Origin of the sequence: Methylomonas rosea (genome assembly GCF_024505055.1) — a bacterium.
GTDB lineage: Bacteria > Pseudomonadota > Gammaproteobacteria > Methylococcales > Methylomonadaceae > Methylomonas > Methylomonas rosea.
This window is the reverse complement of the sequence record NZ_JANIBL010000011.1, coordinates 19,172-41,302: the sequence shown is the minus strand read 5'-3', so window position 1 is coordinate 41,302 and position 22,131 is coordinate 19,172. Positions and strand designations below refer to the sequence as shown.

At 54.4% G+C, this 22,131-nt stretch carries 20 protein-coding genes; 5 read left to right on the top strand and 15 right to left on the bottom strand.

Going from position 1 to position 22,131, the window contains the following annotated elements:
• The first annotated feature begins 204 nt into the window (after positions 1-204).
• Both NP589_RS05275 and NP589_RS05270 read left to right on the top strand, forming a co-directional pair.
• Positions 205-906 (top strand): HupE/UreJ family protein, encoded by a 702-nt coding sequence (locus tag NP589_RS05275; protein WP_256606047.1) that lies wholly within the window; start codon positions 205-207, stop codon positions 904-906.
• A gap of 4 nt (positions 907-910) precedes the next feature.
• On the top strand, positions 911-1,486 hold the full coding sequence (locus NP589_RS05270) for a hypothetical protein (protein WP_256606046.1): 576 nt from the start codon (positions 911-913) through the stop codon (positions 1,484-1,486).
• A gap of 262 nt (positions 1,487-1,748) precedes the next feature.
• Here the strand turns inward: NP589_RS05270 and NP589_RS05265 are convergent, their stop codons facing one another.
• From NP589_RS05265 to NP589_RS05215, 11 genes are all read right to left on the bottom strand, one after another.
• Positions 1,749-2,354 (bottom strand): nitrogen fixation protein NifQ, encoded by a 606-nt coding sequence (locus tag NP589_RS05265; RefSeq protein ID WP_256606045.1) that lies wholly within the window; start codon positions 2,352-2,354, stop codon positions 1,749-1,751.
• Positions 2,355-2,391: 37 nt separating this feature from the next.
• Positions 2,392-2,742, bottom strand: a complete 351-nt coding sequence (locus NP589_RS05260) for a 2Fe-2S iron-sulfur cluster-binding protein (protein WP_026602163.1) — start codon at positions 2,740-2,742, stop codon at positions 2,392-2,394.
• A 20-nt stretch (positions 2,743-2,762) separates the two neighbouring features.
• Positions 2,763-3,050 carry a 2Fe-2S iron-sulfur cluster-binding protein gene (locus tag NP589_RS05255; protein ID WP_020484745.1) on the bottom strand — a complete coding sequence of 96 codons (288 nt, stop codon included), beginning with the start codon at positions 3,048-3,050 and terminating at the stop codon, positions 2,763-2,765.
• Between the two features lie 187 nt (positions 3,051-3,237).
• Complete coding sequence (locus NP589_RS05250) at positions 3,238-4,515, bottom strand: FprA family A-type flavoprotein (protein ID WP_256606044.1); 1,278 nt, start codon at positions 4,513-4,515, stop codon at positions 3,238-3,240.
• Positions 4,512-4,937 carry an ArsC/Spx/MgsR family protein gene (locus NP589_RS05245; RefSeq protein ID WP_020484743.1) on the bottom strand — a complete coding sequence of 142 codons (426 nt, stop codon included), beginning with the start codon at positions 4,935-4,937 and terminating at the stop codon, positions 4,512-4,514. The genes NP589_RS05250 and NP589_RS05245 overlap by 4 nt, the downstream gene beginning before the upstream one ends.
• A 5-nt stretch (positions 4,938-4,942) precedes the next feature.
• Positions 4,943-5,227: a 4Fe-4S dicluster domain-containing protein gene (locus NP589_RS05240; protein WP_036274323.1), complete on the bottom strand. Its 285-nt coding sequence runs from the start codon at positions 5,225-5,227 to the stop codon at positions 4,943-4,945.
• A 203-nt stretch (positions 5,228-5,430) separates the two neighbouring features.
• On the bottom strand, positions 5,431-6,927 hold the full coding sequence (nifB, locus tag NP589_RS05235; protein WP_256606043.1) for a nitrogenase cofactor biosynthesis protein NifB: 1,497 nt from the start codon (positions 6,925-6,927) through the stop codon (positions 5,431-5,433).
• Between the two features lie 240 nt (positions 6,928-7,167).
• Positions 7,168-8,280 (bottom strand): ABC transporter permease, encoded by a 1,113-nt coding sequence (locus NP589_RS05230; protein ID WP_256606042.1) that lies wholly within the window; start codon positions 8,278-8,280, stop codon positions 7,168-7,170.
• 5 nt (positions 8,281-8,285) lie between these two features.
• Positions 8,286-9,407 (bottom strand): ABC transporter permease, encoded by a 1,122-nt coding sequence (locus tag NP589_RS05225; RefSeq protein ID WP_256606041.1) that lies wholly within the window; start codon positions 9,405-9,407, stop codon positions 8,286-8,288.
• The gene (locus NP589_RS05220) at positions 9,404-11,182 is read right to left on the bottom strand and encodes an ATP-binding cassette domain-containing protein (protein ID WP_256606040.1); all 1,779 of its coding nucleotides are present in this window, start codon (positions 11,180-11,182) and stop codon (positions 9,404-9,406) included. Before NP589_RS05220 ends, NP589_RS05225 begins: the two co-directional genes overlap by 4 nt.
• Positions 11,183-11,187: 5 nt before the next feature.
• Positions 11,188-12,207 carry an HlyD family secretion protein gene (locus NP589_RS05215; protein WP_256606039.1) on the bottom strand — a complete coding sequence of 340 codons (1,020 nt, stop codon included), beginning with the start codon at positions 12,205-12,207 and terminating at the stop codon, positions 11,188-11,190.
• A 166-nt stretch (positions 12,208-12,373) separates the two neighbouring features.
• On the opposite strand from NP589_RS05215, the gene NP589_RS05210 reads away from it, so the two are divergent.
• The 3 genes from NP589_RS05210 (at position 12,374) to NP589_RS05200 (ending at position 14,340) form a co-directional block, all read left to right on the top strand.
• Entirely contained in the window at positions 12,374-13,126 is a 753-nt protein-coding gene (locus NP589_RS05210; protein ID WP_020484739.1) for a proteasome-type protease, read from the top strand.
• A 181-nt stretch (positions 13,127-13,307) separates the two neighbouring features.
• Positions 13,308-14,102: a lysophospholipid acyltransferase family protein gene (locus NP589_RS05205; protein ID WP_256606038.1), complete on the top strand. Its 795-nt coding sequence runs from the start codon at positions 13,308-13,310 to the stop codon at positions 14,100-14,102.
• Positions 14,083-14,340 (top strand): phosphopantetheine-binding protein, encoded by a 258-nt coding sequence (locus tag NP589_RS05200; RefSeq protein WP_256606037.1) that lies wholly within the window; start codon positions 14,083-14,085, stop codon positions 14,338-14,340. The genes NP589_RS05205 and NP589_RS05200 overlap by 20 nt, the downstream gene beginning before the upstream one ends.
• 140 nt (positions 14,341-14,480) lie before the next feature.
• On the opposite strand, the gene NP589_RS05195 is transcribed toward NP589_RS05200, so the two are convergent.
• From NP589_RS05195 to gcvT, 4 genes are all read right to left on the bottom strand, one after another.
• Entirely contained in the window at positions 14,481-16,373 is a 1,893-nt protein-coding gene (locus NP589_RS05195; protein ID WP_256606035.1) for a diguanylate cyclase, read from the bottom strand.
• A gap of 207 nt (positions 16,374-16,580) precedes the next feature.
• Positions 16,581-17,972 carry a 3'-5' exonuclease family protein gene (locus NP589_RS05190; protein ID WP_256606034.1) on the bottom strand — a complete coding sequence of 464 codons (1,392 nt, stop codon included), beginning with the start codon at positions 17,970-17,972 and terminating at the stop codon, positions 16,581-16,583.
• 8 nt (positions 17,973-17,980) lie between these two features.
• Positions 17,981-20,890, bottom strand: a complete 2,910-nt coding sequence (gene gcvP, locus NP589_RS05185) for an aminomethyl-transferring glycine dehydrogenase (protein WP_256606033.1) — start codon at positions 20,888-20,890, stop codon at positions 17,981-17,983.
• A gap of 4 nt (positions 20,891-20,894) precedes the next feature.
• Positions 20,895-21,992 (bottom strand): glycine cleavage system aminomethyltransferase GcvT, encoded by a 1,098-nt coding sequence (gene gcvT / locus NP589_RS05180; protein ID WP_256606032.1) that lies wholly within the window; start codon positions 21,990-21,992, stop codon positions 20,895-20,897.
• Between the last annotated feature and the right edge of the window lie 139 nt (positions 21,993-22,131).

Below are 22,131 nucleotides of genomic sequence, written 5' to 3'. Positions count from 1 at the left end.
AGGGCAATTACCTTGTAAATCACCTGAAATTAGCAAAGGTTCAACACGGATAAAAAATTAGTAATTATTCAATCAAAACAGCGCCCAAGGAATTTAATGGCCCGTTTAATAAACGCGGTAAGCTGTCACTTGCTTGTGCTTGCTATTTAACCCAAGTATCCGAGTCGACTATACTCGGCGCCATTACACCTGGAATTTTTAAACATGACTCCCGCAACCTTGCGAAAAACCTGGCTGACAGGTTTACCGCTCCTGTTAATGCTGCTCAGCTCCACCGCCTTTGCCCACGGCGTCGATGCCAATACCGAGCGGTTTTTGCTGACCAACCAAGGCGTCGCCATCGGCCCGTTTTTGTATATCGGCGCCAAACACATGGTCACCGGCTACGATCATTTGCTGTTTTTGCTGGGGGTGATTTTTTTCTTATTCCGCACCCGCGACGTGCTGGTCTATGTCAGCCTGTTTACCCTCGGGCATAGCTTGACGCTGCTGTGCGGCGTGTTGAGCCACATCTCGGTCAATCCGTTTCTGATCGACGCCATTATCGGCCTGTCGATTGTCTATAAAGGCTTCGACAACCTGGGCGGTTTTCAGCGTCTATTGGGGTTTCAGCCCAATACGAAATGGGCGGTGATGGTTTTTGGCTTGTTTCACGGCTTTGGCTTGGCGACCAAATTGCAGGACTTTTCGCTGCCCGCGGCCGGGCTTTGGAAAAACTTGTTGGCGTTTAACGTGGGCGTAGAGATCGGCCAGTTTCTAGCTCTGCTGTTTATCTTGATCGCACTGGACTTTTGGCGCCGTCATCGCAGTTATTACGCCTTTTCCGCAGCCACCAACACTCTATTAATGTCCGGCGGCTTAATTCTATTCGGCTACCAAATCACGGGGTACATCATCAATGGATAACTCGATGCAAGACAGCAACCCGCCGGTTCAATCGCTCAAATCGCTGACCATCGCCAGCCTGTCGGCGACACTATTGGCAGGCGTTGTACTCGTCACAGCGGTGTTGCCCGCCGAATATGGCATAGATCCGACCGGGTTTGGTGAAATGACCGGTTTAACCAGCTTATCCTCGGCAAACAAAACCGCCGCCCAAGGAGCAGCCGCTGCTTGCGCGGAGCAGCCGGTGGCGGTGAGCGCCGCGCAAGCGGCTTCGAATTTACAGTGGCAAGATACGGTAAAGATTGTGGTGCCGGCAGGCGAAGGTCTGGAATACAAATTTCATTTAGCCAAAGGCGCGGCGCTGGAATATTCGTGGTCCACCAACGGCGCGGCACTGTATTTTGATTTTCACGGCGAACCGCAAGGCGATAAAACCGGCTATTTCAAAAGCTACAAGGAAACGACCGATAGCCAATCCAGCGGCTCGTTAAGCGCGCCGTTCGAAGGCTCGCACGGCTGGTATTGGGAGAACAAATCCAGCGCACCAGTCACCGTGGTTTTAAACACGAAAGGGGCTTATCGGATTTTGGGTTTGATGTGATCGGATAAGCCGCTGGCTCAACCGAATTTTAGCGAGCAAAGTCAAAGTAGCTTCTACGCTCGAACTCGGATGGGGATGCCCCCAAAAAGAAAACGTAACTATTCAGCAAATCGCAAAACCCGACAAGTCGCTGAATGTAGGGTCGAATTTATTCGACCTTTGGTGCCCGTAGTGCGAATAAATTCGCACCTACAAGTTCTTAACTGAACGGCATTGCCCCACTCTGGGAACGAGTCGTTGTGCTTCGCGCTGAATAATAAGCTCAATCCTCAGGCCCAAAGCACTGCGGATAATCTTTACAAACCTCGCAGGATGGCGCTCGGCAGACGTACAAACCTTCCGCTTCACATAGCTGTTTGTACAAAAACTTTTTCCATTTCATATCTTTGCTATTGCGCACCAATAATTCCGGAAAGTTGTAGCCCAGCATGGCCGACAAATCGGTCCGTGACCACAGCCCTAAATCCTGCCAAAGATGATCGCTGCCCAGACAGGCCGCCACGATCATGGCGATCAGCCATTCGGTCTCCGTACCGGGATTGGCAGCGAATTGCGCGAGCAGGATTTCCAAATCCTGTTTTTCCAACATGCGACTGAAATCCAGACAGCTACCGGAACTGGCTTGCGTGGCCAGCTGATAACCGGGGAAATTTCGGTCGATCATTTGTTGAAATTGTGCCGGGCTTAAGCCCAGGCTATCGGGAAGCACACCATCGCCGACGCTCCAACTGGCGATGATTTGCGCCAACCAGACGCTGTTGGGCGACTGGTCGGCACGAGCCATCAGATCTTGAAAAATGTGTTGCCGCGACTTAACTACCGAGGGCTTTGCCCTATCATTCGGTTCTATGGAAAGTGTGCAACTCATACTCGATTCTCCGGCCTTTTTAACGATGACGCAGAAATTAATATTCGACGCGAATATCTTCATCCCTAACGATCATCTGACATGCCAGACGCCATTCGGGCGGCAGGTCGTCAACAATCATTTGCTCCAACTGTTCGGTAGTGACTTTACCGATTTGTTTTAGCAGGGATTTTTCCTTCTCGGTCATCGTGCCACCCATGCGCTCCATTTTTTTGTCGATGCTGGTGACGCGGACCACGCAAGTGCCGCATTCGCCATCTTCGCATTCGAAATTAATGGGGATCTTGTTTTCCAAAGCCAGCTTCAAAATAGTCTGGGTGTGACTGCCAGCAACGGCGTAGACGGTTTTGTCCCTATATTCGGGACTGGTAAATGTTACTAATGCCATGTGTTACTCCTTTTGCGTTCTTAAACTGGTTTAAGGGAAATTTCGCCGCCCAAGACTTGCGCTTGGCAAGCTAGACGGTTGTGTTTGCCAGCCATGTTTTCCCGCAAAATTTTGTCTTCCAGTACGGACGGCTCGGTCAGGTTATTCCACCCAGCAGTCACTTTCATAATGCAGGTTCCGCAATCGCCTTCCCGGCAACCGTACGTAATGCCGGAACCTACTTTCTCGGACACCTCAATAACCCGGGTGCCGGCGGGGACGGTAACAGTCACGTTTATATCTTCAAATGTAATGGTCGCTTTGGCCATTGTAAAAACTCCATAAGGTATTAAAAGTAATCTCGGCAGCCTCTAATCTGAGGACTCCCGGTTTGGAACCGAAACGATTCCTGATTTTCACCGGCCTTACGGCCGATGAGGTCACCGATGCGTCCTTGGATCGGTTTAGCCTACGAATACCGCTGTAGGCTCAATAGCAGGCGTCTGTTTATCCGGTTTACAGGTCCGCAAAATTAATCACTCTCGACTCTCTGGCCCCGGTCAATTCCTGAGCCAGTTCCAAGCCAAAGGCTTTACACTCATGTATTTCGTCCTCGGTCGGAATCAACTTGACGCGCAAACCTTGAATCGGCACCCGCAGCTTCAAGCCGCGTAAGCGGTCCTCCACCAGGCGCACGCCCTCGCCGGTCCAGCCGTAAGAACCGAACACACCGCCGAGTTTGTTTTTAAGATTGACCACGGCCAGTGAGGACAGCAGATCCCAAATCGGCTTGACCGCATCGCCGTTGATGGTCGGCGTGCCCAACACCAAGCCGTCGGCTTCCTCGATCAAATCCACGAACGGCGCCACCTCGCCGCCTTCCAGGTCATAAAGCGATACCCGCACGTCCTCGATTTGCATCGCGCCTTGATAAATGGCTTCCGCCATCCGCCGGGTATTGCCGTAGGAACTGATGTAAAAAATCAGCAGGGTTTTTTGATTGGGTTTCAGTTCGTTATGCAGCGCTGGGCTGGATAGCTGACGGTAGCGCTGGATGTAATGCTGCGGGCGGTCGCGCAATATTGGGCCGTGCGTGGGCGCAATCAATTTCAGCGGCAAAGGTTCTATCAGTTCCAAGGCCCTGACCACGTATTCCTTGAAAGGCCGCATGATGTGGGCGTAGTAGTACTCAAAGGAAAACCGAAAATCGCCGACCTTGTCGTTGTACAAGCGGTTATCGCAAAAGTGGCAACCAAACACGTCGCCGGAAAACAGCATCGCCTCTTCCGGCGCATAGGTGCATTGCGTGTCGGGCCAATGCAAATAAGGGGTGTGTAAAAACTCCAGGCTGCGGTCGCCCAAGGACACTTTGTCGCCGGTCACCACGGGGGTATAGCTCAGCTCGTCCTGTTTCAACAGGCCTTTGAGCATGGACTGGGCTTTTTGGGAAATGAACAATTGCGCTTGCGGGGCCCGTTTCATCAACTCCGGCAAGGCGCCGGTATGATCGGGTTCCAAGTGATTGAGGACGATGACCTTGATTTCCGAATAATCGGCGACGCTTTCCAAGCGAGCAAAAAAATCGTTGGCAAAGCCTTCCTTGACGGTGTCGATCACCGCCACGCCCTCGCTACCGCGAATCACATAAGCGTTGTAACTGGTACCGTTGGCGGTCTTCAGGATAATGTCGAAAGTACGCAGGTTCGGATCCAGCGCGCCGACCCAATGCACGCGTTCGGATAAGGCTACCGCCAGCGGTACGCCGTCTTCGCTCTCCAATTGGACGCTGTTCATGGCTTGCAAGCCTCGGCGTGCGACTGCTTGGGGCAGGTTTCCAAATTTTTGTGCGATACGGCTGTCGCCAAACCCAACCAGGCATCGACCTGTTGTTGGTCGAACCCGCAGACACGCTGTTCGTTGACCTCCATCAAAGGCCGACGTATTAACAACGGCTGCGCCACCATCAGCGCTATAGCTTCGTCTTCGCTGACAGTGTTTGGATCGACCAACCCTTGTTTGACAGCCGGCGCGCTACGGTTAAACCAATCCGCGACCGGCATGTCGCCGAAAAACGAACGCAACTTGCCCGGTTCCCTGCCCCACGGCTGTTGCAGCAGATCGTACACCACCAGCAAATGGCCGGCGGCACTCAGCAACTGCTTCTGCCGGGTATTGTTCAAGCAGCCCGGCTTTTCATAGAAATGCACGGTGGCCATGGCCGTCAATGTGCTTGTAGTTCCGCCATCGCCTCTGCCATTCTTTCCGGCGGAATACCGGTCAATGAGCCGGGCGGGTTAATGGGGACGCCTAGCGCGTCGAGAATGGCACCTTCGATAGGACAAATGCTGGCGCATTGAGTATCTTTAAAATCGCCTTCGCATTCGGTGCATTTTTTTGGGTTGATCCTGAAATGCCCGGTTTTTTCGGACATATAGATCGCCTTGCTGGGGCACAACGGCTCGCAGGCATAACAGTTGACGCAGGATTCGATAATTTGTAAGGCCATGACGTTACCTTTGTATTCTATGATTTAGCGTTTGGCGGAAATGCCCACATGGCAAAACCGATTCGTAACATCGTCTGTCCCAAGCCAATGGGACAATCTCCCTCTCCTGATGGAGAGGGCTGGGAGCGGAAAATTAGAAAAGCAGAAGCCTTTATTTTGATTCGCCTCACCCAACCCTCTCACACAGGAAACAAGACGTCGGATCAGGCAGTCGCCCGTTCTTCTTGTGGTGCCGCTTCATCCAGCTTGCCGGCGGCAGCCATTTCCTTGTAAACCGCCATCACGGCTTCTTCGATAGGTTCCATCGCATGCTCGCCGTTGGGCACGATGCCGGCTTTTTCCAGTAAGTCCCAAGGTTCGTAGCCGATTTTGGAGCACAACACTGCTTCACAGCCGGCCAGGGAACGAATGGTTTGTTGCAATACGCTCTCGCCGTCGCCGCAGGTATCGTCGCCGCCGCAATACAAATCGGTCTTGCGATGACTCATGAAGCGCACGCCGTTCGGGGATGCTTCGTAGATCAGGAATTCCTTGGCATGCCCGAAGTGCATATTGATGACGCCTTGACCGCTGGTGGCGATAGCCATCAACACCGGACGGGTGTTCAGTTTGGGTTCGTCGGCATGGCTGGCGGCTTTTTCCACCTTCGCGGCGCGCTTGCTATGCATTTCCTCGGCAATCGCTTCGTGAATGACTTTGCGTTTTTCCATGGCCGATTGGTAGTCGATTTCCATGCTCTCGATTTTGTCCATGGTGAACTCGTCGCCACGGTCTTCGCCCAGCAGACCGACCGCATCAGCGCGGCATTGCCGGCAGTGACGCATCATGTTCATGTCGCCGGAGCAGGAATCTTGCAGTTCCATCAATTCATCTTGAGTCGGACCACGTTGCCCCATCACACCGTAGAATGTGCCATGTTCAGCTTCCGCGATTAAAGGCATCACGTTATGCAGGAAAGCGCCTTTGGCTTTAACGATTTTGCTGACTTCGGCCAAGTGCTTGTCATTGACGCCAGGGATCATCACCGAGTTGACTTTGACCAAAATGCCTTTGGCAGCGAGCATTTCCAGGCCTTTTTGTTGCTGCTCGATCAAAATCTTCGCGCCTTTCACACCCTTGATGCGCTTGTTTTCCCAGAAAATCCAAGGATAGATTTGCGCACCAATTTCAGGGTCGACGCAGTTAATCGTGATCGTGACGTGGTCGATATTGTGTTTGGACAATTCCTCGACCGATTCCGGCAAGGCCAGACCGTTGGTGGAAACGCACAGTTTGATGTCCGGTGCTTCTGCGCTCAGGCGGCGGAAGGTTTCGAAGGTACGCTCCGGATTGGCTAATGGGTCGCCAGGACCGGCAATACCAAGTACCGTCATTTGCGGAATGTTAGCCGCCACCGCCATGGTTTTTTTCACCGCTTGATCGGGGGTCAACAACTCGGAAACCACACCGGGACGTGACTCGTTAGAGCAATCGTATTTGCGGTTGCAATAGTGGCATTGAATATTACAAGCCGGCGCCACCGCTACGTGCATGCGGGCAAAATAATGATGAGCGTCTTCCGAATAACAAGGATGGTTTTCTACTTTGGAGCGAATCTCGTCGGACAAATGGCCGAGTTGATCATCACTTGTACCGCAAGAATGGGAGGAGCAGCCGCCTGCGCTTGCTGCTGGAGTTTCGTTTAATACTGGCAGTTCCATATTCTTCACCTCACTTGATTGGTTATACAGTGAGAAAGCACAGGCCATGCCAGTTATGAAATCAATTTAAATTATTGATATATAAATGCTTTTTTAATATAAACCACCAAGCACCCCAAAATGAGACCGCCTAATGTTTGTAACGACACAATCCCCGCCGGCCGATTGTAAGGATTTGGACAAAGCGCAAGAGACCTAAAACCAGGCAATTGCGCTGACAACTCAGACGCCTGGCATCGTTCAGTACATACGCTTGCGAAATAGCAAGCCGGCGCAACTCAAACAGAATAAACCGATCAGCGCCAGGGGCCAGTATTGATCGACTAAATCGGCAACTCCCAAGCCTTCCAGAAACACACCGCGGATGATGATCAGAAAATAGCGGAGCGGGTTGACCAGCGTCAGATGCTGCACCAGCTCCGGCATGTTCTCGATGGGCGTCGCGTAACCGGAGAGAATCACGCCCGGCACGATGACTAAAAAACCGCCCAACAACCCTTGCTGTTGCGTTACCGATAGCGAGGAAATCATCAAGCCGGCGCCGATCACCGAAAACACATACAACACTATGCCGATATACAACGCCGCCAAGCTGCCCAACAAGGGCACCTGAAACCAGACCACCACCATGAAGATACTGAACGATGCTTCTACTACGCCGATGATCAGGCCGGGAATGGCTTTGCCGATCAGAATTTCCGCTGGCGTTAACGGCGTAACCAGCAGTTGATCGAAAGTGCCCTGCTCCCGTTCGCGGGCCACCGACAACGCAGCCACCGTCATCGTCACCACCAGCGTCAGCAAGCCGACGATGCCGGGCACGATAAACCAACGGCTTTCCAGATTGGGATTGAACCAGGCTCTAACACGTAATTCTGCCGGCGACCCTGGTTGGTTGTGCTGGTGCGCCCAATCGCTATTGAACTGGCTGACCACGGTTCGGGCATAGCCCAAGGCAATCTGGGCGGTATTGGAGTCTCGGCCGTCGAGCAAAATCTGCACCGCCGCCGGTTGCCGGCTGCTAAGCAAATCGCGGCTGAATTGCTGGCCGATATGCAACACCATTAATACCTGTTTGCCGTCCAGAGCCTCGGCGATTTGCGCCTGACGCTCGATGCGCAGCACTTCCCGAAACGCCGGCGGGCCGTTGAAGCGGGCGATCAGATCGCGGGCGGCGCTGCCGCGGTCTTCGTTGTAAATCGCAATCGGCAGTTGATTCAGATCGTAGGTGGCGGCGTAACTCAACACAAACAATTGCACCAGCGGCGGCACGATCAACACGAAACGGCTTTTTTTATCCTTGAGCAGGCTGAGGAATTCCTTAATCAATAAAGCCTGGATGCGCCACCACATACTCGTCATTCCAGGCGGCGCGGCGCCCGCCACAAGGCCAGTGCCAAAAACGCCAGCGCCATCAGCAACAAGGCCAATGCATTCGGCAAAATGACCTCCCAAATATCGCCGGCCAGGAATACTGTCTGCAGAATGGCAACGAAATAACGAGCCGCCACCAAGTGGGTAAACAATTGCACCGGCCACGGCATGCTGTCGATATTGAAAATAAAACCCGACAAGATAAACGCCGGCAGAAAGGTAACGACGATGGCGATCTGCCCGGCGACAAACTGATTTTTGGCGGCTATCGAAATCAACAAACCCATACCCAGCGCCGCCAATAGAAACAGGGATCCAGCCAACAGCAACACCCACAAGGAACCTACCAGCGGCACCTGGAATAAAAACACCGCCATGCCTATCGACAGCAACATGCCGCCCATGCCCAGCAAGTAGTATGGAATCAATTTGCCGAGCAGCACTTCGCGGACGCTGACCGGCGTTGAAATCAACGCCTCCATCGTGCCGCGCTCCCATTCGCGGGCCATCACCAACGCGGTCAGCAGCGCGCCGATCAAGGTCATGATCACCGCGATCAGGCCCGGCACCAGAAAATTGCGGCTGCGCAAGCCGCTGTTGTACCAGACCCGCGCTTCCAACTGCACCGCCCGCACCGGCGTCAGGCCCTGCCATTCGGCCCTAGCATTGAGCCAGGCTTCCCAAACGCCCTGCACATAGCCGCTGGTCAAGCGGGCGGTATTGGCATCGACGCCATTGACGATGACCTGAATCGGCGCCGGCTCGCTACCGTTCAGCCGCCGCTCGAAATCGGCCTGCAAATGCACGATGGCATTGATTTTTCGGCTTAGTAAGGCCTGCCTGGCCTCGCGCAGGTCGCGGAAGTAATGCGCTTGAAAATAGTCCGAATAATCGAAGCCGGCGCTAAAACTGCGCGATTCCGGCGAGACATGCTCAACGACCAAGCCGATCGGTACATGGCGGGCATCCAGCGACACGCCGTAACCAAACAGCAATAGCAAAAACACCGGCATCGCAAAGGCAATCGCCAGGCTGCTGGGATCGCGCAGCACTTGGAGAAACTCCTTGCGGATCAAGCCCAACAGGCGTTGGCTGGCGGCGTTCATCCGTTTGCCTCTCCCGTGATTTCCAGCAGCCGGATAAAGGCCTCTTCCATCGTGCCGGCCGGTGCTTGATCGGCGGTTTGACTACTGCTTCTGATTTGGGCCGGCGTGCCGGCGGCCAGGATGTCGCCCTCGCGCATGATCAACAGCCGGTCGCAATATTCGGCTTCTTCCATGAAATGCGTGGTAACCAATATCGTCACGCCTTGCGCCGCCAGGCTGTTGATACGGGTCCAAAACTCGCGGCGCGCCAAGGGGTCGATGCCGGAGGTAGGCTCATCGAGAAACAGAATCTCGGGCTCATGCATTAGCGCGCAAGCCAGCGCCAGCCGTTGTTTGTAACCCAGCGGCAGATCGACGCTGTTGCTGTCGGCAAAATCAGTCAGATCGAACTCTTGAAACGCCCAGGCTATACGTTCCAGACGCCGTTTATTACGCAAACCGTAGGCATGGCTGAAAAACTCCAGGTTTTGCTTGACCGACAATTGCCCGTACAACGAGAACTTCTGCGACATATAGCCCAGCCGCGCCCTGGCCTGAGCCGCAGCCTTGCGCAAATCCAGGCCAGCCACCCGCAAGCGGCCGTTACTGGCAGGCAGCAAGCCGCACAACATTCTGAAAGTCGTGGTCTTGCCGGCGCCGTTTGCACCGAGCAAACCGAAAATCTCGCCGTGCCGCACATCAAACGACAGTTTTTTTACCGCTTGAAAATTACCGAACCAGCGATCCACCTGATCAACCTCAATTACCGCCGGCTGTTGTCCCACCAAATGCCGCGAGCCATTGGGCAAGAAATGCACCGCCTCAATTTGCGGCTGAGAAGCGTGTCGAGCCAGCAGTAACATGATAAAAGCATCCTCCAAACGCGGCGGCACCGGCGTGACCCACACTTGTTCGGTATCGTCGAATATTACCGTCCAATCCGGCCGGCTACCCGGTCGGGCCACCGCCCTTACCGCATCGCCCTGCACCACCGAGTCGATAAGGTCCGGTTGCCCCTGCAAGCGCTGCTGCAGCATGCGCTTACCCAGGACCGGACTGGACAGCTGGTAACTGCAAGCGTCTGCCAAACGATGAAATCCGGCCGGCGCATCCTGATGCAGAATTTGGCCCCGGTCCAGTAACACCACCTGCTGGCAACGCTCCGCCTCATCCATGTAGGCGGTGCTGAGCAACACCGTGGTGCCAAACTCCTGCACCAGCAAGGCGATAATCTGCCACAGCTCACGGCGCGACAAGGGATCGACACCGACCGAAGGCTCGTCCAGCACCAGCAAGCGGGGCCGATTCAGCAAAGTGCAAGCCAGACCCAATTTTTGCTTCATGCCGCCGGACAGTTGGCCGGCCAGACGCTGATTGAATTTTTGCAGATTGGTCATGCGCATCAGCTCGGCAAAGCGGAGTTGCCGGTCCTGCCGGGAAATGCCGTAAAGGTCGGCGTAGAGGTTGAGATTTTCCAGTACGCTCAAGTCCTCATAAAGACCAAAACGCTGCGGCATATAGCCGATTAGGCGATGCAACTGCTCGCCGGCGACCGCTGTATTCAAGCCAAAAGTTGCTATGCTGCCGCTGTCGGGCAACAACAGCCCGGCGGCCAGCCGCAACAAGGTCGTTTTGCCGGCGCCGTCCGGGCCGACCAGAGCCGTGACTTGGCCGAGCGGCAGGCTGAGGGAAATATCCTGCAAGGCCGAGACGACGCGATTGCCGGCGGTAAAACGTTTGCTTACCGACGTAAATATCAAAGGGGCTGGCGTGACGTCGGCCTTTACTGCATTCACGGCGATTATTCGCAGCCCGGTTGGTTCATCGGCGTTTGACTGGTATCTATCGTCACGGTGACCGGCATGCCCAGCCGTAGCTGATCGTCAGGGTCGCAGGCATAGATCCGCACTTGATAGACCAAACTAGTTCTCAGTTCCGTGGTTTCCACGGTCTTGGGTGTAAATTCGGCGGTCGGAGAGATGTAAGCCACCCAGCCCCGGTAGCTTTTGTCCGGAAAACTGTCGCTGGCCAAACTGGCGGGCAGCCCATAGCGCAGCCGGCCCAAATCGGCTTCCGCGACATAGGTTCTGGCCCACAACGGATCGCGCAAGGCCAGCGTCAACACCGGCTTTTGGGCGTTGGCCATGTCGCCGGGCTCCAGTATCCGGTTTTGGATCACGCCGTCCTGCGGCGCGTACAAGCGCGCATCGGCCAGCGCTTTGTCCGCCAGTTGCATCGCGGCCCGATCGGCTTTCAGTTGCGCTTGGGCGGCCCGAATGTCTTCATTGCGCGGGCCGATTTCCGTCAGTGCGTATTGCTGTTTCAAGGCTTGCAGACTCTCCCTGGCCCCGTCATATTGAGCTTGCGCCCGATCCAGAGACTCGGCGGAACTTAGTTTGCGCTTAACCAGCACCTGTAATCGGGCCAGCTCTTTTTTAGCCAATACGACCGCAGCTTCCGCAGCCTTAACATCGTTGCCGGCCTTGCCGATTTCCTGAGGCCGCGATCCGTGCAACAGCTTATCCAACTGATGTTGTTGTACTTCGACTTTGGCCTCGGCCTGATCGCGGCTGAATTGAAACCGCTCCAACGCTTGCGTAGCCAACAACTGGCCGCGTTTGACCCGCTCGCCTTCCTGAACCAGGATCTGCTCCACGCGTTCTGGATCGTGAAAACTCAATTCGACCTGGCGAATATCGATGTTGCCGTATAAGGTCAAGGTATCGCTGAGCTGGTTCCCATCCCTGAGATAAAAACCCGTGGCGACAATGATAACGACAGCCAATGCGCCGGTGGCAATTAGGCCTGGTTTACTGATCATCTATGACTTACCCGCAGCTAATTTGAACCTGTCCGCTCAGTATAGTGAAAGCCGGCCATACGGTGTATCGAACAACTTACCCCGACAGTTAATCGATACTGACCTTGGCCTTTACGCAGCTTCTTTAGTACACTGCGGGCAACCTTATTTTTCAGGCGCAGAGCGTATGACTTATTGTATTGCTGTCTCCCTAAAAGACGGACTGGTATTAACCTCGGATTCCAGAACCAACGCCGGCATCGACAATGTCAGCATTTACGGGAAAATGCACCCGTTTTGTACGGCATCTGATCGGAAGATCGTGCTGCTCAGCGCCGGCAATCTGGCCACCACTCAGGCCGTGATCGACCAGTTGAAGCGCGACATGAAAGAAGAGACCGAAGTAAATCTGGACACGGTTAACTATCTGTCGGAAGCCGCCGCCTATCTGGGACGGATCAGCGTCGAAAAACAGCGCCGTCATGTGGATGCCGGCCAAAGCAGCTTCAATCCGTCCGCCACTTTTATTTTGGCGGGGCAAATCGGCCAAGAGCCGCACGGCGCTTATTTGATTTACCCGGAAGGCAATTGCATCACTACGTCCCGGCAGACCCCTTATCTGCAAATCGGCGAAAACAAATACGGCAAACCGGTGCTGGATCGATTTTTAAAAATCGACACTTCGCTGCACGAAGCCGGCCGTTGCTGTTTGATTTCGATGGATTCGACGATGCGCAGTAACGCCAGCGTCGGCGCGCCGGTGGAACTTTTGATCTATCATCGGGATACGCTGATACTGGACGAATACTATTGTTTCCAGGAGGACAACGAGTATCTGAGCAAAATCCGCAAGATGTGGCACGAAAAACTGAAAGAAGCCTTCGCCACCTTGCCGCAGTTCAGTAAAGAGGATTCCCGTCCGCTACCAGGCTGCATATAAAGCCCTGTTTCACGCTATTCCTAGCGGTCCGCGAGTCGCGGAATAGGCTTAGCCCCGCAGTTGATTTATCGTCAACGACTCGTCATCACAGCTAGCAACCGCTACAATTGCCGGCCTTTATCAAATTCCTGTTCACCGCCCGGCAATATAGTTTGGGCGGCGAGCAGGACTGCGGCTGGCAATGGTAAACATACTCATAAAAAAAATCGACTTCGGCTGGCGCTTGCTGGCGACAGCCATCAGCTTTACCAGCTTCGGTATCGGCGGCGTGATGCTGTGGCTGCTGGTGTTTCCGCTGTTGGCGATATGGCCGGGCAGCCGCACCCAAAAAGCCGGCCGCGCCCAATACACCGTCCATCTCAGTTTTTATGTGTTTATAGGCCTGATGCACAGGCTGGGCGTGATGACGTATGAGGTGATCGGCCTGGAAAAACTCAACCGTCCCCGCCAGCTGATTGTCGCCAATCACCCGACGCTGGTAGACGTGGTCTTTCTACTCAGCCGGATCAAGCAAGCCAATTGCATCGTCAAGGCCAGCCTATGGCATAACCCGGCCATGCGCGGACCAATCTTGAACGCCGGCTATATCAGCAACGCCGATTCCGAAACCATGATCAACGATTGCGCCACCTGGCTGCAAAACGGCGGCGCCATGCTGATTTTCCCGGAAGGCACCCGCTCGGTGCCCGGCCAGGCCTATCGATTTCAACGGGGGGCGGCAGCCATTGCCTTACAAGCCGATAGTATAATCACCCCGGTAACACTGAGTTGCATGCCCAGCACCCTGACCAAAACCCAAGCCTGGTACCAAATTCCGCAGCAGCGTTTTCATTTGCGGATGATCGTCGGCGACGATGTCGAATTGCAGCCTTTCCGGGAACTGCAACCGCGCTCGATAGCGGTACGGCGTTTAACGCAATATTTACAGGATTATTTTACTCAACAACGAGAACGCCATGAGCGAGATGGAAACTGAAATAAAACAGCTGATTATTGACACGCTGGCGCTGGAAGATGTCGATGTGGCGGATATCGACAGCAACGCCGCGTTGTTCAATGACGGCCTAGGCCTAGACTCCATAGACGCGCTGGAACTGGGCTTGGCGATTCGCAAAACCTATCAGGTAAAAATCGATGCCGAGCGTGATGACGTGATAAAAATTTTCGCTTCGGTAGCGGCCTTGGCGCAATACATCGAATCCGTTCGCGCTTGAGAAGCTTATTAAAATCCTGAAGATATGTTGGCACACCTACCTGGCATCGCGGAGGATTTGACCGAAGGTGCTGAGGAAACATCCGGCAATACGGATAAAGCCGGTAGATTTAAACCTCACGCGGCATTCCCGATGCAGTCCTATTGTTGCTGCGAAAAACTACAGACTTTATTCCGGCCGCTGTGTTTGGCTTGATACAAACCCTTATCGGCCAGATTCAACAAATCGCCGATGCTGCTGTTTTTATCCGTCAGGGTAGCCACGCCGATTGATACGGTAAATTGCAATTCCAGCCCCGACTCTACCGGAATCACGCTGTTGGCAACCACGCTTCTGAGTCGTTCCGCCACGTCGATGGCTTTAAGCAGGCCGGTTTCCGGCAACAAAATCGCAAACTCTTCGCCGCCCATGCGCCCGGGAATGTCAATTTCCCGCAAAACCTCGACCAAAATGGAACCCAGTTTTTGTAAGGCCTGATCGCCGGCCGCATGGCCGTAGTTGTCGTTGACGGCTTTAAAATAGTCGATATCCAGCATCAGTACCGACAAGGGGTTGCCGTAACGATCATTGCGCGCCAACTCCGCTTCGCCCTGCTCCATGAAATAGCGGCGATTGGCAATGCCGGTCAGGTAATCGATACGCGCCTGGCGCTCCAGCTCCGCTTGCAGGGCTTTACGCTCGCTAATGTCGCGCACGAATGCGCAGTTATATTCCAGGCCTTCGAAGACCAAATAATTCGCGGCCACTTCCACCGGTATTTCCCGGCCGTCTTTACAGCGATGGATGGCTTCCATTTTTAACGCGCCTTTTTGTTTTACTTCCTGCCAATGCGCGGGCCAATTTTCCGCCGTTAACTCCTTGTCGATATCCATTACCGAAAAGGTCAACAACTCCTCGCGGCTATAGCCCAATACTTGGCAGGCAGTGTTGTTTACAAATTGGAATCTGGCGTCGGCGGTTATCCAGTACAAACATTCAGTGGCTCTGTCCACCGAAAACTGCGTCAAATGCAAGGCCTTTTCCGCCAGCTTGCGTTCGGTAACATCGTTGTAAATCGAGACAATTTCGCCGCCGGGCAATTTATACACATAATTTTCCCGCCACCCCTGAATCCGCTCGTCGCGGTAAAACGATGGCGGAAAAGCTTCCGGCGTTCCAGTTTTGGCGACTCTCTGCAAGACTTCGAATAAGCCGAACTCGAATACCCCCGGAAACATTTCGGTAAGTTTTTTACCGATCAATTCTTTACGGGTGATTTTTTCGATCTGCTCGGCAGCTTTGTTGAAACCGATGATAATGAAATCCCGGCCATCATCGCTGGCTCGGTACACCGCCACGCCGCTACTCATGTGTTTGAATAGCGCCGACAAACGCGCTTCGCTGGCGGCCAGGGCACGCTTTTCCAGCAGCAAGTGCTGGTTGTTTTGAATCAGTTGCTCGGTTCTTTCCTCGACGCGCCGATTCAGTTCGTTATTAAGCTCCGCCAATTTCGCCGCTGCCTGTTTTTGCTGCAACCGATCCGCGCCGTGTTTGGCAAAAGCTTGCGCGAGTTGCGCGTACATTTCGGTGATGGTCTCCAGCCGCTGCTTCGGAATAACCGGTACATTGCTGATGCTTTGCAGATAGCTATGCTCCTCGAACCCATAGCGCCGGGCCTGACTACGAAAGAATTCCAGATCGGGAGGCTCAATAAAACATTGGCCGGTAAATATATTGGCGACGTGCTGGCCCTCGACAATAATGGGCATAGCCGAATCGACCAGGCCGTTCAGACATTTGTAGATTGCAAACCTCTCACCTTTCAGCATGCTCTCAACCAATGCCGTATCGCTTTCTATGCAGTTACTGCATGTGTTGTGATTGACCCGATGAAATTTTACGCAGGCGTCTTGCCATCCGGCGTTGGTGATAACGATGCCGTCGGTGTCGATAATCGCGTTTGGTATGCCGATCACCCGGTACAAATCGTCCATCAGCGTTTGCAGACTGGCAAGATCGACAAGTTGGGCGTATTTGATGGTGTTTTCGGACATCGGCTGGTGTGGAATCGAGCAGTAAAGTTAACAGTCTGTCGTGTGAGATTGATAATAGCAGCATTCCCATGAAGCGGAACTGAAAAACACTGGATTTTGGCTGGCAACTAATGTCCGCCAAGCTCGATTGTTAAGGCCTTAACACGTATAACGGATTAACAAATTTTCTATGGCGCCGTAATTAACTAGAGTTAAACGCTCGGATTTTTACCTCGTTGCCGCCCGAGACCTAGGTTTGGAGGACAAGGATACGATCTCGGCTTTTTTTAAAGCCTTACTCAGGGTCAGATAAGTATCCCGGTCGAACGCCGGGCGGCCGCTGGCCAGCAGTTCATGAATATCCGCTTCATGTTTGGCCGTCCCCAGATAGCACCAGCGATCCAACACATGTAATTCCTCGCCCTCGCGAACACCTATCGGTCCCGGATAAGGCCAGCTGCTGAGTTTCAGCTTATCCATCGCAACCATCAGCCGCGCGGCATGCGCCAAAGGCTGCTCTTTGCCCACGCAGGCCCCCCGGCATTTTTTCAATTGATGCGCAAAGCAGGGCCGGCCAGGGCTAGTTTTCTCGATACCCAACACGCTCAAACACAATTGCTGTTGCTCGGCGACGTTGCGTAAGGCTTTTTGGGCGTCGCGCAGGGTGTGATACAAACCGTAGAGATTATCCTGCGCGCCAAAATCCAGATGGTCGGCCCAGGTCAATACCGGCCGCAGATGCTCGCCCTGTTGTTGCAATTGCCAGGCGCATAACGCGCTTTTCCGGCGCAAACGCTGGTTATGCACCGGCATCATTTGCTTGATCAGTTTGGATTCGGTCAGCAAGGCACCCAACTCGCCGGCGGTTTCGATCCAATCGATGCGCCGCAGTTGCTGGGCCAGGCTCATTTCCTTATTGCTCTTATGATCAGCGCCGAAATGCGCCAATACCCGGTTACGAATATTCACGCTTTTACCAACGTACAACGGTAAGTCGTTCTCACCATAAAACAGGTACACGCCAGGCGCTTCCGGTAAATCGTGAATCAATAAAGGATCGATATTGGACGGCAGGCTGGAGCGACCCACCAAGCGCTGCACGGCAGCATCGACGGTTTCGTCGGAAAATTGTTCGTAGACCTGGGTCCAAAATTGATGAATCAATTGCGCATCCGCCAGTGCCCGGTGCCGATCTTTGGCCTGCAAACCGTGGCGTTCGATCAGGCTGTCCAGGTTATGCCGGTGAAAATGCGGATACAAAGCCCGCGACAGTTTGACGGTACACAGCACTTGCGGCCGAAAGGTCATGCCCACCCGGCTGAACTCGTTCTTCAAAAAGCCGTAATCGAAACGGGCGTTGTGAGCGATAAACAAGCGCCCTTCAAGCAATTCCGCCACTTCGCCTGCCACTTGCGCAAAGCTAGGTGCTTCGGCGACCATCTCGTTGCTGATGCCGGTCAATTGCTCGATAAACAGCGGAATGCGGGTTTGCGGGTGCACCAGTTGGTTCCACTCGCGCACGCCGTCCTCGTCAACCAAAACGATACCGATTTCGGTGATACGGTCTTTGGTGGCTGAAGCGCCGGTGGTTTCCAGGTCGACAAAGGCCAAGGCTTGCATGCAGGCGTTCAGGAGATCCCCTCAATAGGCTCGGCCCAATCGGTCGGACAACTGCACATCACATTGCGGTCGCCGTAGACGTTATCGATACGCCCAACCGGCGGCCAGTATTTGTCGTCATGCTGATGGCTATCCGGGAAAAAAGCCTTTTGCCGGGAATACGGCAGCGTCCATTCCTCCAGCAACAGTCGATGCGTGTGCGGGGCATTGTGCAGCACGTTGTTATGACTGTCGGCCAGGCCGTCTTCGATCTCTTTAATCTCCTCTCGAATCGCTATCAAGGCTGCACAGAAGCGGTCGATCTCGGTTTTATTCTCACTTTCGGTAGGTTCTATCATCAAAGTGTCTGCCACCGGAAACGACACGGTCGGCGCGTGGAACCCATAATCGATTAGGCGTTTGGCGATATCCTCTACGGTGACATTGGCCGATTTGCGGAACTGATGGCAATCGATGATGCATTCGTGCGCCACCCAGCCTTTGGCATCGGTATAGAGAATCGGATAATGCGGTGCCAGTCGCCGAGCGACGTAATTGGCATTCATAATCGCCGCCAAGGTAGCACGGCGCAGACCGGTAGCCCCCATCATCGCGATATACGCCCAAGAAATCGTCAAAATACTCGCCGAGCCCCACGGGGCAGCGGATACCGTACCCACGGTGCCGTGCTCACCCTTGGCCGGATTGACGCCTTCCACCAACGGATGATCCGGCAAGTACGGCGCCAGATGGGCGCCCACGCCGATAGGGCCGACGCCGGGACCGCCGCCGCCGTGCGGAATGCAAAAGGTCTTGTGCAAATTCAGATGCGCCACGTCCGCGCCGATCTTGCCGGGCCGGCTGAGGCCAACCAATGCGTTGAAATTGGCGCCGTCCATGTACACTTGGCCGCCGTGTTGATGGACGATGTCGCAAATCTCCCGAAAGGCTTGTTCGTAAACGCCGTGGGTGGACGGGTAAGTAATCATCAGCGCCGCCAGCGTGTCGCGATACTGCTCGGCTTTGGCGCGCAAATCGTCGACACTGACATTGCCTTGTTCGTCGCAAGCTACCACCACCACGGTCAAGCCCGCCAAGCTGGCGCTAGCCGGATTGGTACCGTGCGCGGACGCAGGAATCAGACAAATCGTACGTTGCCCCTGACCGTTAACCTGGTGATATTTACGAATCACCAGCAAGCCGGTGTATTCGCCTTGCGAGCCGGCATTGGGCTGTAAAGAAAACGCATCGAAGCCGGTTAGATCGCAGAGCATGTCTTCCAGCTCCGCGAACAATTGCTGATAGCCTTGCGCCTGATACAGCGGCACGAACGGATGCATGGAATTAAATTCGTAGAACGAAATGGCCTGCATCTCGGTGGCGGCGTTGAGCTTCATCGTACACGAGCCCAACGGGATCATCGCCCGGTCCAGAGCGATGTCGCGACGCGCCAACCGACGCATGTAGCGCATCATCTCGGTTTCCGAGTGATACAGGCTAAACACCGGGTTTTGCAGAATCGCATCTTCACGCAATAGCGCATCGGGGATACATTCGTTCAAAGTTGCATCCAGCGCGCCGATGTCAGGCAACTCCGCGATGGGCGAAGCAAACACCTGCCACAAGATCCGTAAATGCTCGCGAGTGGTGGTTTCGTCCAGAGAAATACCCAGAGTGTCGGCATCGATAATCCGTAAATTGATATTCACGTCAGCAGCCTGCGCGGCGATGCGCCGGGCGCGATTCGGCACGCTGACCACGACGGTATCGAAATAACATTGGCTCAGCACTTGGTGGCCGCTGTGCGCCAGCCCTGCAGCCAGAATCTGCGTGTAGCGATGAACCCGGCCAGTAATCATCCGCAGGCCTTCTGCCCCATGATAAATCGCGTAAAAACCGGCAATCACCGCCAACAACACCTGCGACGTGCAAATGTTGCTGGTGGCCTTGTCACGGCGAATATGTTGCTCGCGGGTCTGCAAGGCCATCCGCAAAGCAATCTGGCCGTGACTATCCTTGGACACACCGATTAGGCGACCGGGCATCGAGCGTTTGAAATCGTCGCGGGTGGCAAAAAAAGCCGCGTGCGGACCGCCGTAACCCATCGGCACCCCGAAGCGCTGGGCGCTGCCCACGGCGATGTCGGCATCAAACAGAGCTGGCGGCTTTAACAGCACCAAACTCAGTAAGTCGGCGGCCACCGTTACCAACGCTTGCTTGCCGTGAGCGATCGTGGTCGCCTCGGTAAGGTCGCGGATTTCGCCGCCGGAGCCGGGGTACTGCAGAATTAAGGCAAAGAACTCGTGTTGCGTTAGATTATCGAACGGATCGGCGACCACCACGTCATAGCCCAGAGAGCCGGCCCGGGTCTGCACTACCGCGATGGTTTGCGGGTGACAATCTTTATCGATCAACACGGTGTTTGACGAGCTTTTCGCCAAGCGCCGCGACATGGTCATCGCTTCCGCGGCCGCAGTCGCTTCGTCCAGCAAAGAGGCATTGGCGATTTCCATTCCGGTCAAATCGATGATCATTTGCTGAAAATTCAGCAAGGCTTCCAGCCGGCCCTGCCCTACTTCGGCTTGATACGGCGTGTAGGCGGTGTACCAGCCGGGATTTTCCAGCAAGTTGCGCTTGATCACGGCCGGCATGATGGTGTCGTAGTAGCCCATGCCTATCATCGACACCAGCACCTTGTTACGCTCGCGCATTTTGCGCAGGTATTTGATCACCGCGCGCTCGCTGATGGTGCCGGTGAGTTTTAAGGGTTCGTGGTTGAGAATGTTGGCGGGAATGACTTGGCCGACAATATCTTCCAGATCGTTCAAACCCAACTCAGCCAACATTTCCTGAGTCTGCTTAGGATTGGGCCCGATATGCCGTTGAATGAAATTACCGCGCATTTCCAGTTGGTCGAGACGGGGGCGTTTTGCAGACATGGGCTTATCTTCTCAAGTAGCGGTGAGGAACAAAAGGTAGCGAAGTGACCGTGACCGGAATGGCAGAGTTCCGCACCAGAGCGGTTAATCCTGCGCCCGGCTCGGCAAACCGGCGGTCCAACAAGGCCATCGCCACGGGCCGGCTCAGACTGGGCGAGAAACTGCCGCTGGTCACATAACCGATTTGCTTGTCCTGATGAACTATCGCGCAACCTTCCCGCACCGGAATTCGGCCATCCACCAGCAAACCGACGCGCACTCGCTCAGCACCGTTTTGCCGTTGCGCCAAAATTTTTTCCGCGCCGGGAAAATCGCGATGGCCTTTTTTGAATATCCATTGCAAGCCCGCCTCGATAGGCGTGATCGTTTCGTTGAGTTCGTGCCCGTATAGACAAAGGCCGGCTTCCAGGCGCAGCGTATCGCGGGCCCCCAAACCAATCGGTTCGACGCCGTCTTCCGCCAACAGCAAACGCGCGATTCGCTCCGCGTCGGCTTGCGGCAAGGAAATCTCAAAGCCGTCCTCGCCGCTGTAGCCGCTGCGACTAATATGGCATACGCTCCCGGCGATGTCGGCGGCACAAGCCTGCATAAACTTCAGCCTGCCGGCCTCAGCCGCAAACTTGGCCATCACCGCCGCTGCGCCCGGTCCTTGTAAGGCAAACAAGGCTAAATCGCTTAACGCTTCGAATAAACAATCGGCCGGTAACTGGCTGCGCAGGTAAGCAAAATCTTTGTCCTTGCAACCGGCGTTGACGATGAGGGATAAACCGGATGCGTTGCGGGTAACGATGATGTCGTCTATCACCCCGCCCTCGGCATTGCTCAACACTGTATATTTCTGCGCACCGGGCTTTAGATCGACGATGCCACCGGGGGTGAGTTTTTCCAAGGCCTCTGCTGCGTGTTCGCCTGATACTCTGCACTGGCCCATGTGCGAAATATCGAAAAAACCCGCCTGACTGCGGCAGTGCAAATGCTCGTGAATGATGCCGCTTTTATATTGCACCGGCATTTGGTAGCCGGCAAATGTGGTCATTTTGGCGCCCAATTGCAGATGTAAATCGTACAAGGGCGTTTGCTTTGAACTAGTCACCGTGACCATCCTATACTGTTTAGCGATTTTATAAGTCTAGCGCCGGGACGAAGTCCGACCAAGTAAATTTACAAACGGCTCATTTGCCTGTGCCAATGACAGCCAAGTAAGGTCAACGTGTTGAACGGACCTTGGCGATTTGTAAATC

Excerpts from the sequence above, each read along its gene's own strand:
- NP589_RS05275 (WP_256606047.1), top strand. The coding sequence starts at position 205 with ATGACTCCCGCAACCTTGCGAAAAACCTGGCTGACAGGTTTACCGCTC.
- NP589_RS05270 (WP_256606046.1), top strand. The coding sequence starts at position 911 with ATGCAAGACAGCAACCCGCCGGTTCAATCGCTCAAATCGCTGACCATC.
- NP589_RS05265 (WP_256606045.1), bottom strand. The coding sequence starts at position 2,354 with ATGAGTTGCACACTTTCCATAGAACCGAATGATAGGGCAAAGCCCTCG.
- NP589_RS05260 (WP_026602163.1), bottom strand. The coding sequence starts at position 2,742 with ATGGCATTAGTAACATTTACCAGTCCCGAATATAGGGACAAAACCGTC.
- NP589_RS05255 (WP_020484745.1), bottom strand. The coding sequence starts at position 3,050 with ATGGCCAAAGCGACCATTACATTTGAAGATATAAACGTGACTGTTACC.
- NP589_RS05250 (WP_256606044.1), bottom strand. The coding sequence starts at position 4,515 with ATGAACAGCGTCCAATTGGAGAGCGAAGACGGCGTACCGCTGGCGGTA.
- NP589_RS05245 (WP_020484743.1), bottom strand. The coding sequence starts at position 4,937 with ATGGCCACCGTGCATTTCTATGAAAAGCCGGGCTGCTTGAACAATACC.
- NP589_RS05240 (WP_036274323.1), bottom strand. The coding sequence starts at position 5,227 with ATGGCCTTACAAATTATCGAATCCTGCGTCAACTGTTATGCCTGCGAG.
- nifB (WP_256606043.1), bottom strand. The coding sequence starts at position 6,927 with ATGGAACTGCCAGTATTAAACGAAACTCCAGCAGCAAGCGCAGGCGGC.
- NP589_RS05230 (WP_256606042.1), bottom strand. The coding sequence starts at position 8,280 with ATGTGGTGGCGCATCCAGGCTTTATTGATTAAGGAATTCCTCAGCCTG.
- NP589_RS05225 (WP_256606041.1), bottom strand. The coding sequence starts at position 9,407 with ATGAACGCCGCCAGCCAACGCCTGTTGGGCTTGATCCGCAAGGAGTTT.
- NP589_RS05215 (WP_256606039.1), bottom strand. The coding sequence starts at position 12,207 with ATGATCAGTAAACCAGGCCTAATTGCCACCGGCGCATTGGCTGTCGTT.
- NP589_RS05210 (WP_020484739.1), top strand. The coding sequence starts at position 12,374 with ATGACTTATTGTATTGCTGTCTCCCTAAAAGACGGACTGGTATTAACC.
- NP589_RS05205 (WP_256606038.1), top strand. The coding sequence starts at position 13,308 with ATGGTAAACATACTCATAAAAAAAATCGACTTCGGCTGGCGCTTGCTG.
- NP589_RS05200 (WP_256606037.1), top strand. The coding sequence starts at position 14,083 with ATGAGCGAGATGGAAACTGAAATAAAACAGCTGATTATTGACACGCTG.
- NP589_RS05195 (WP_256606035.1), bottom strand. The coding sequence starts at position 16,373 with ATGTCCGAAAACACCATCAAATACGCCCAACTTGTCGATCTTGCCAGT.
- NP589_RS05190 (WP_256606034.1), bottom strand. The coding sequence starts at position 17,972 with ATGCAAGCCTTGGCCTTTGTCGACCTGGAAACCACCGGCGCTTCAGCC.
- gcvP (WP_256606033.1), bottom strand. The coding sequence starts at position 20,890 with ATGTCTGCAAAACGCCCCCGTCTCGACCAACTGGAAATGCGCGGTAAT.
- gcvT (WP_256606032.1), bottom strand. The coding sequence starts at position 21,992 with ATGGTCACGGTGACTAGTTCAAAGCAAACGCCCTTGTACGATTTACAT.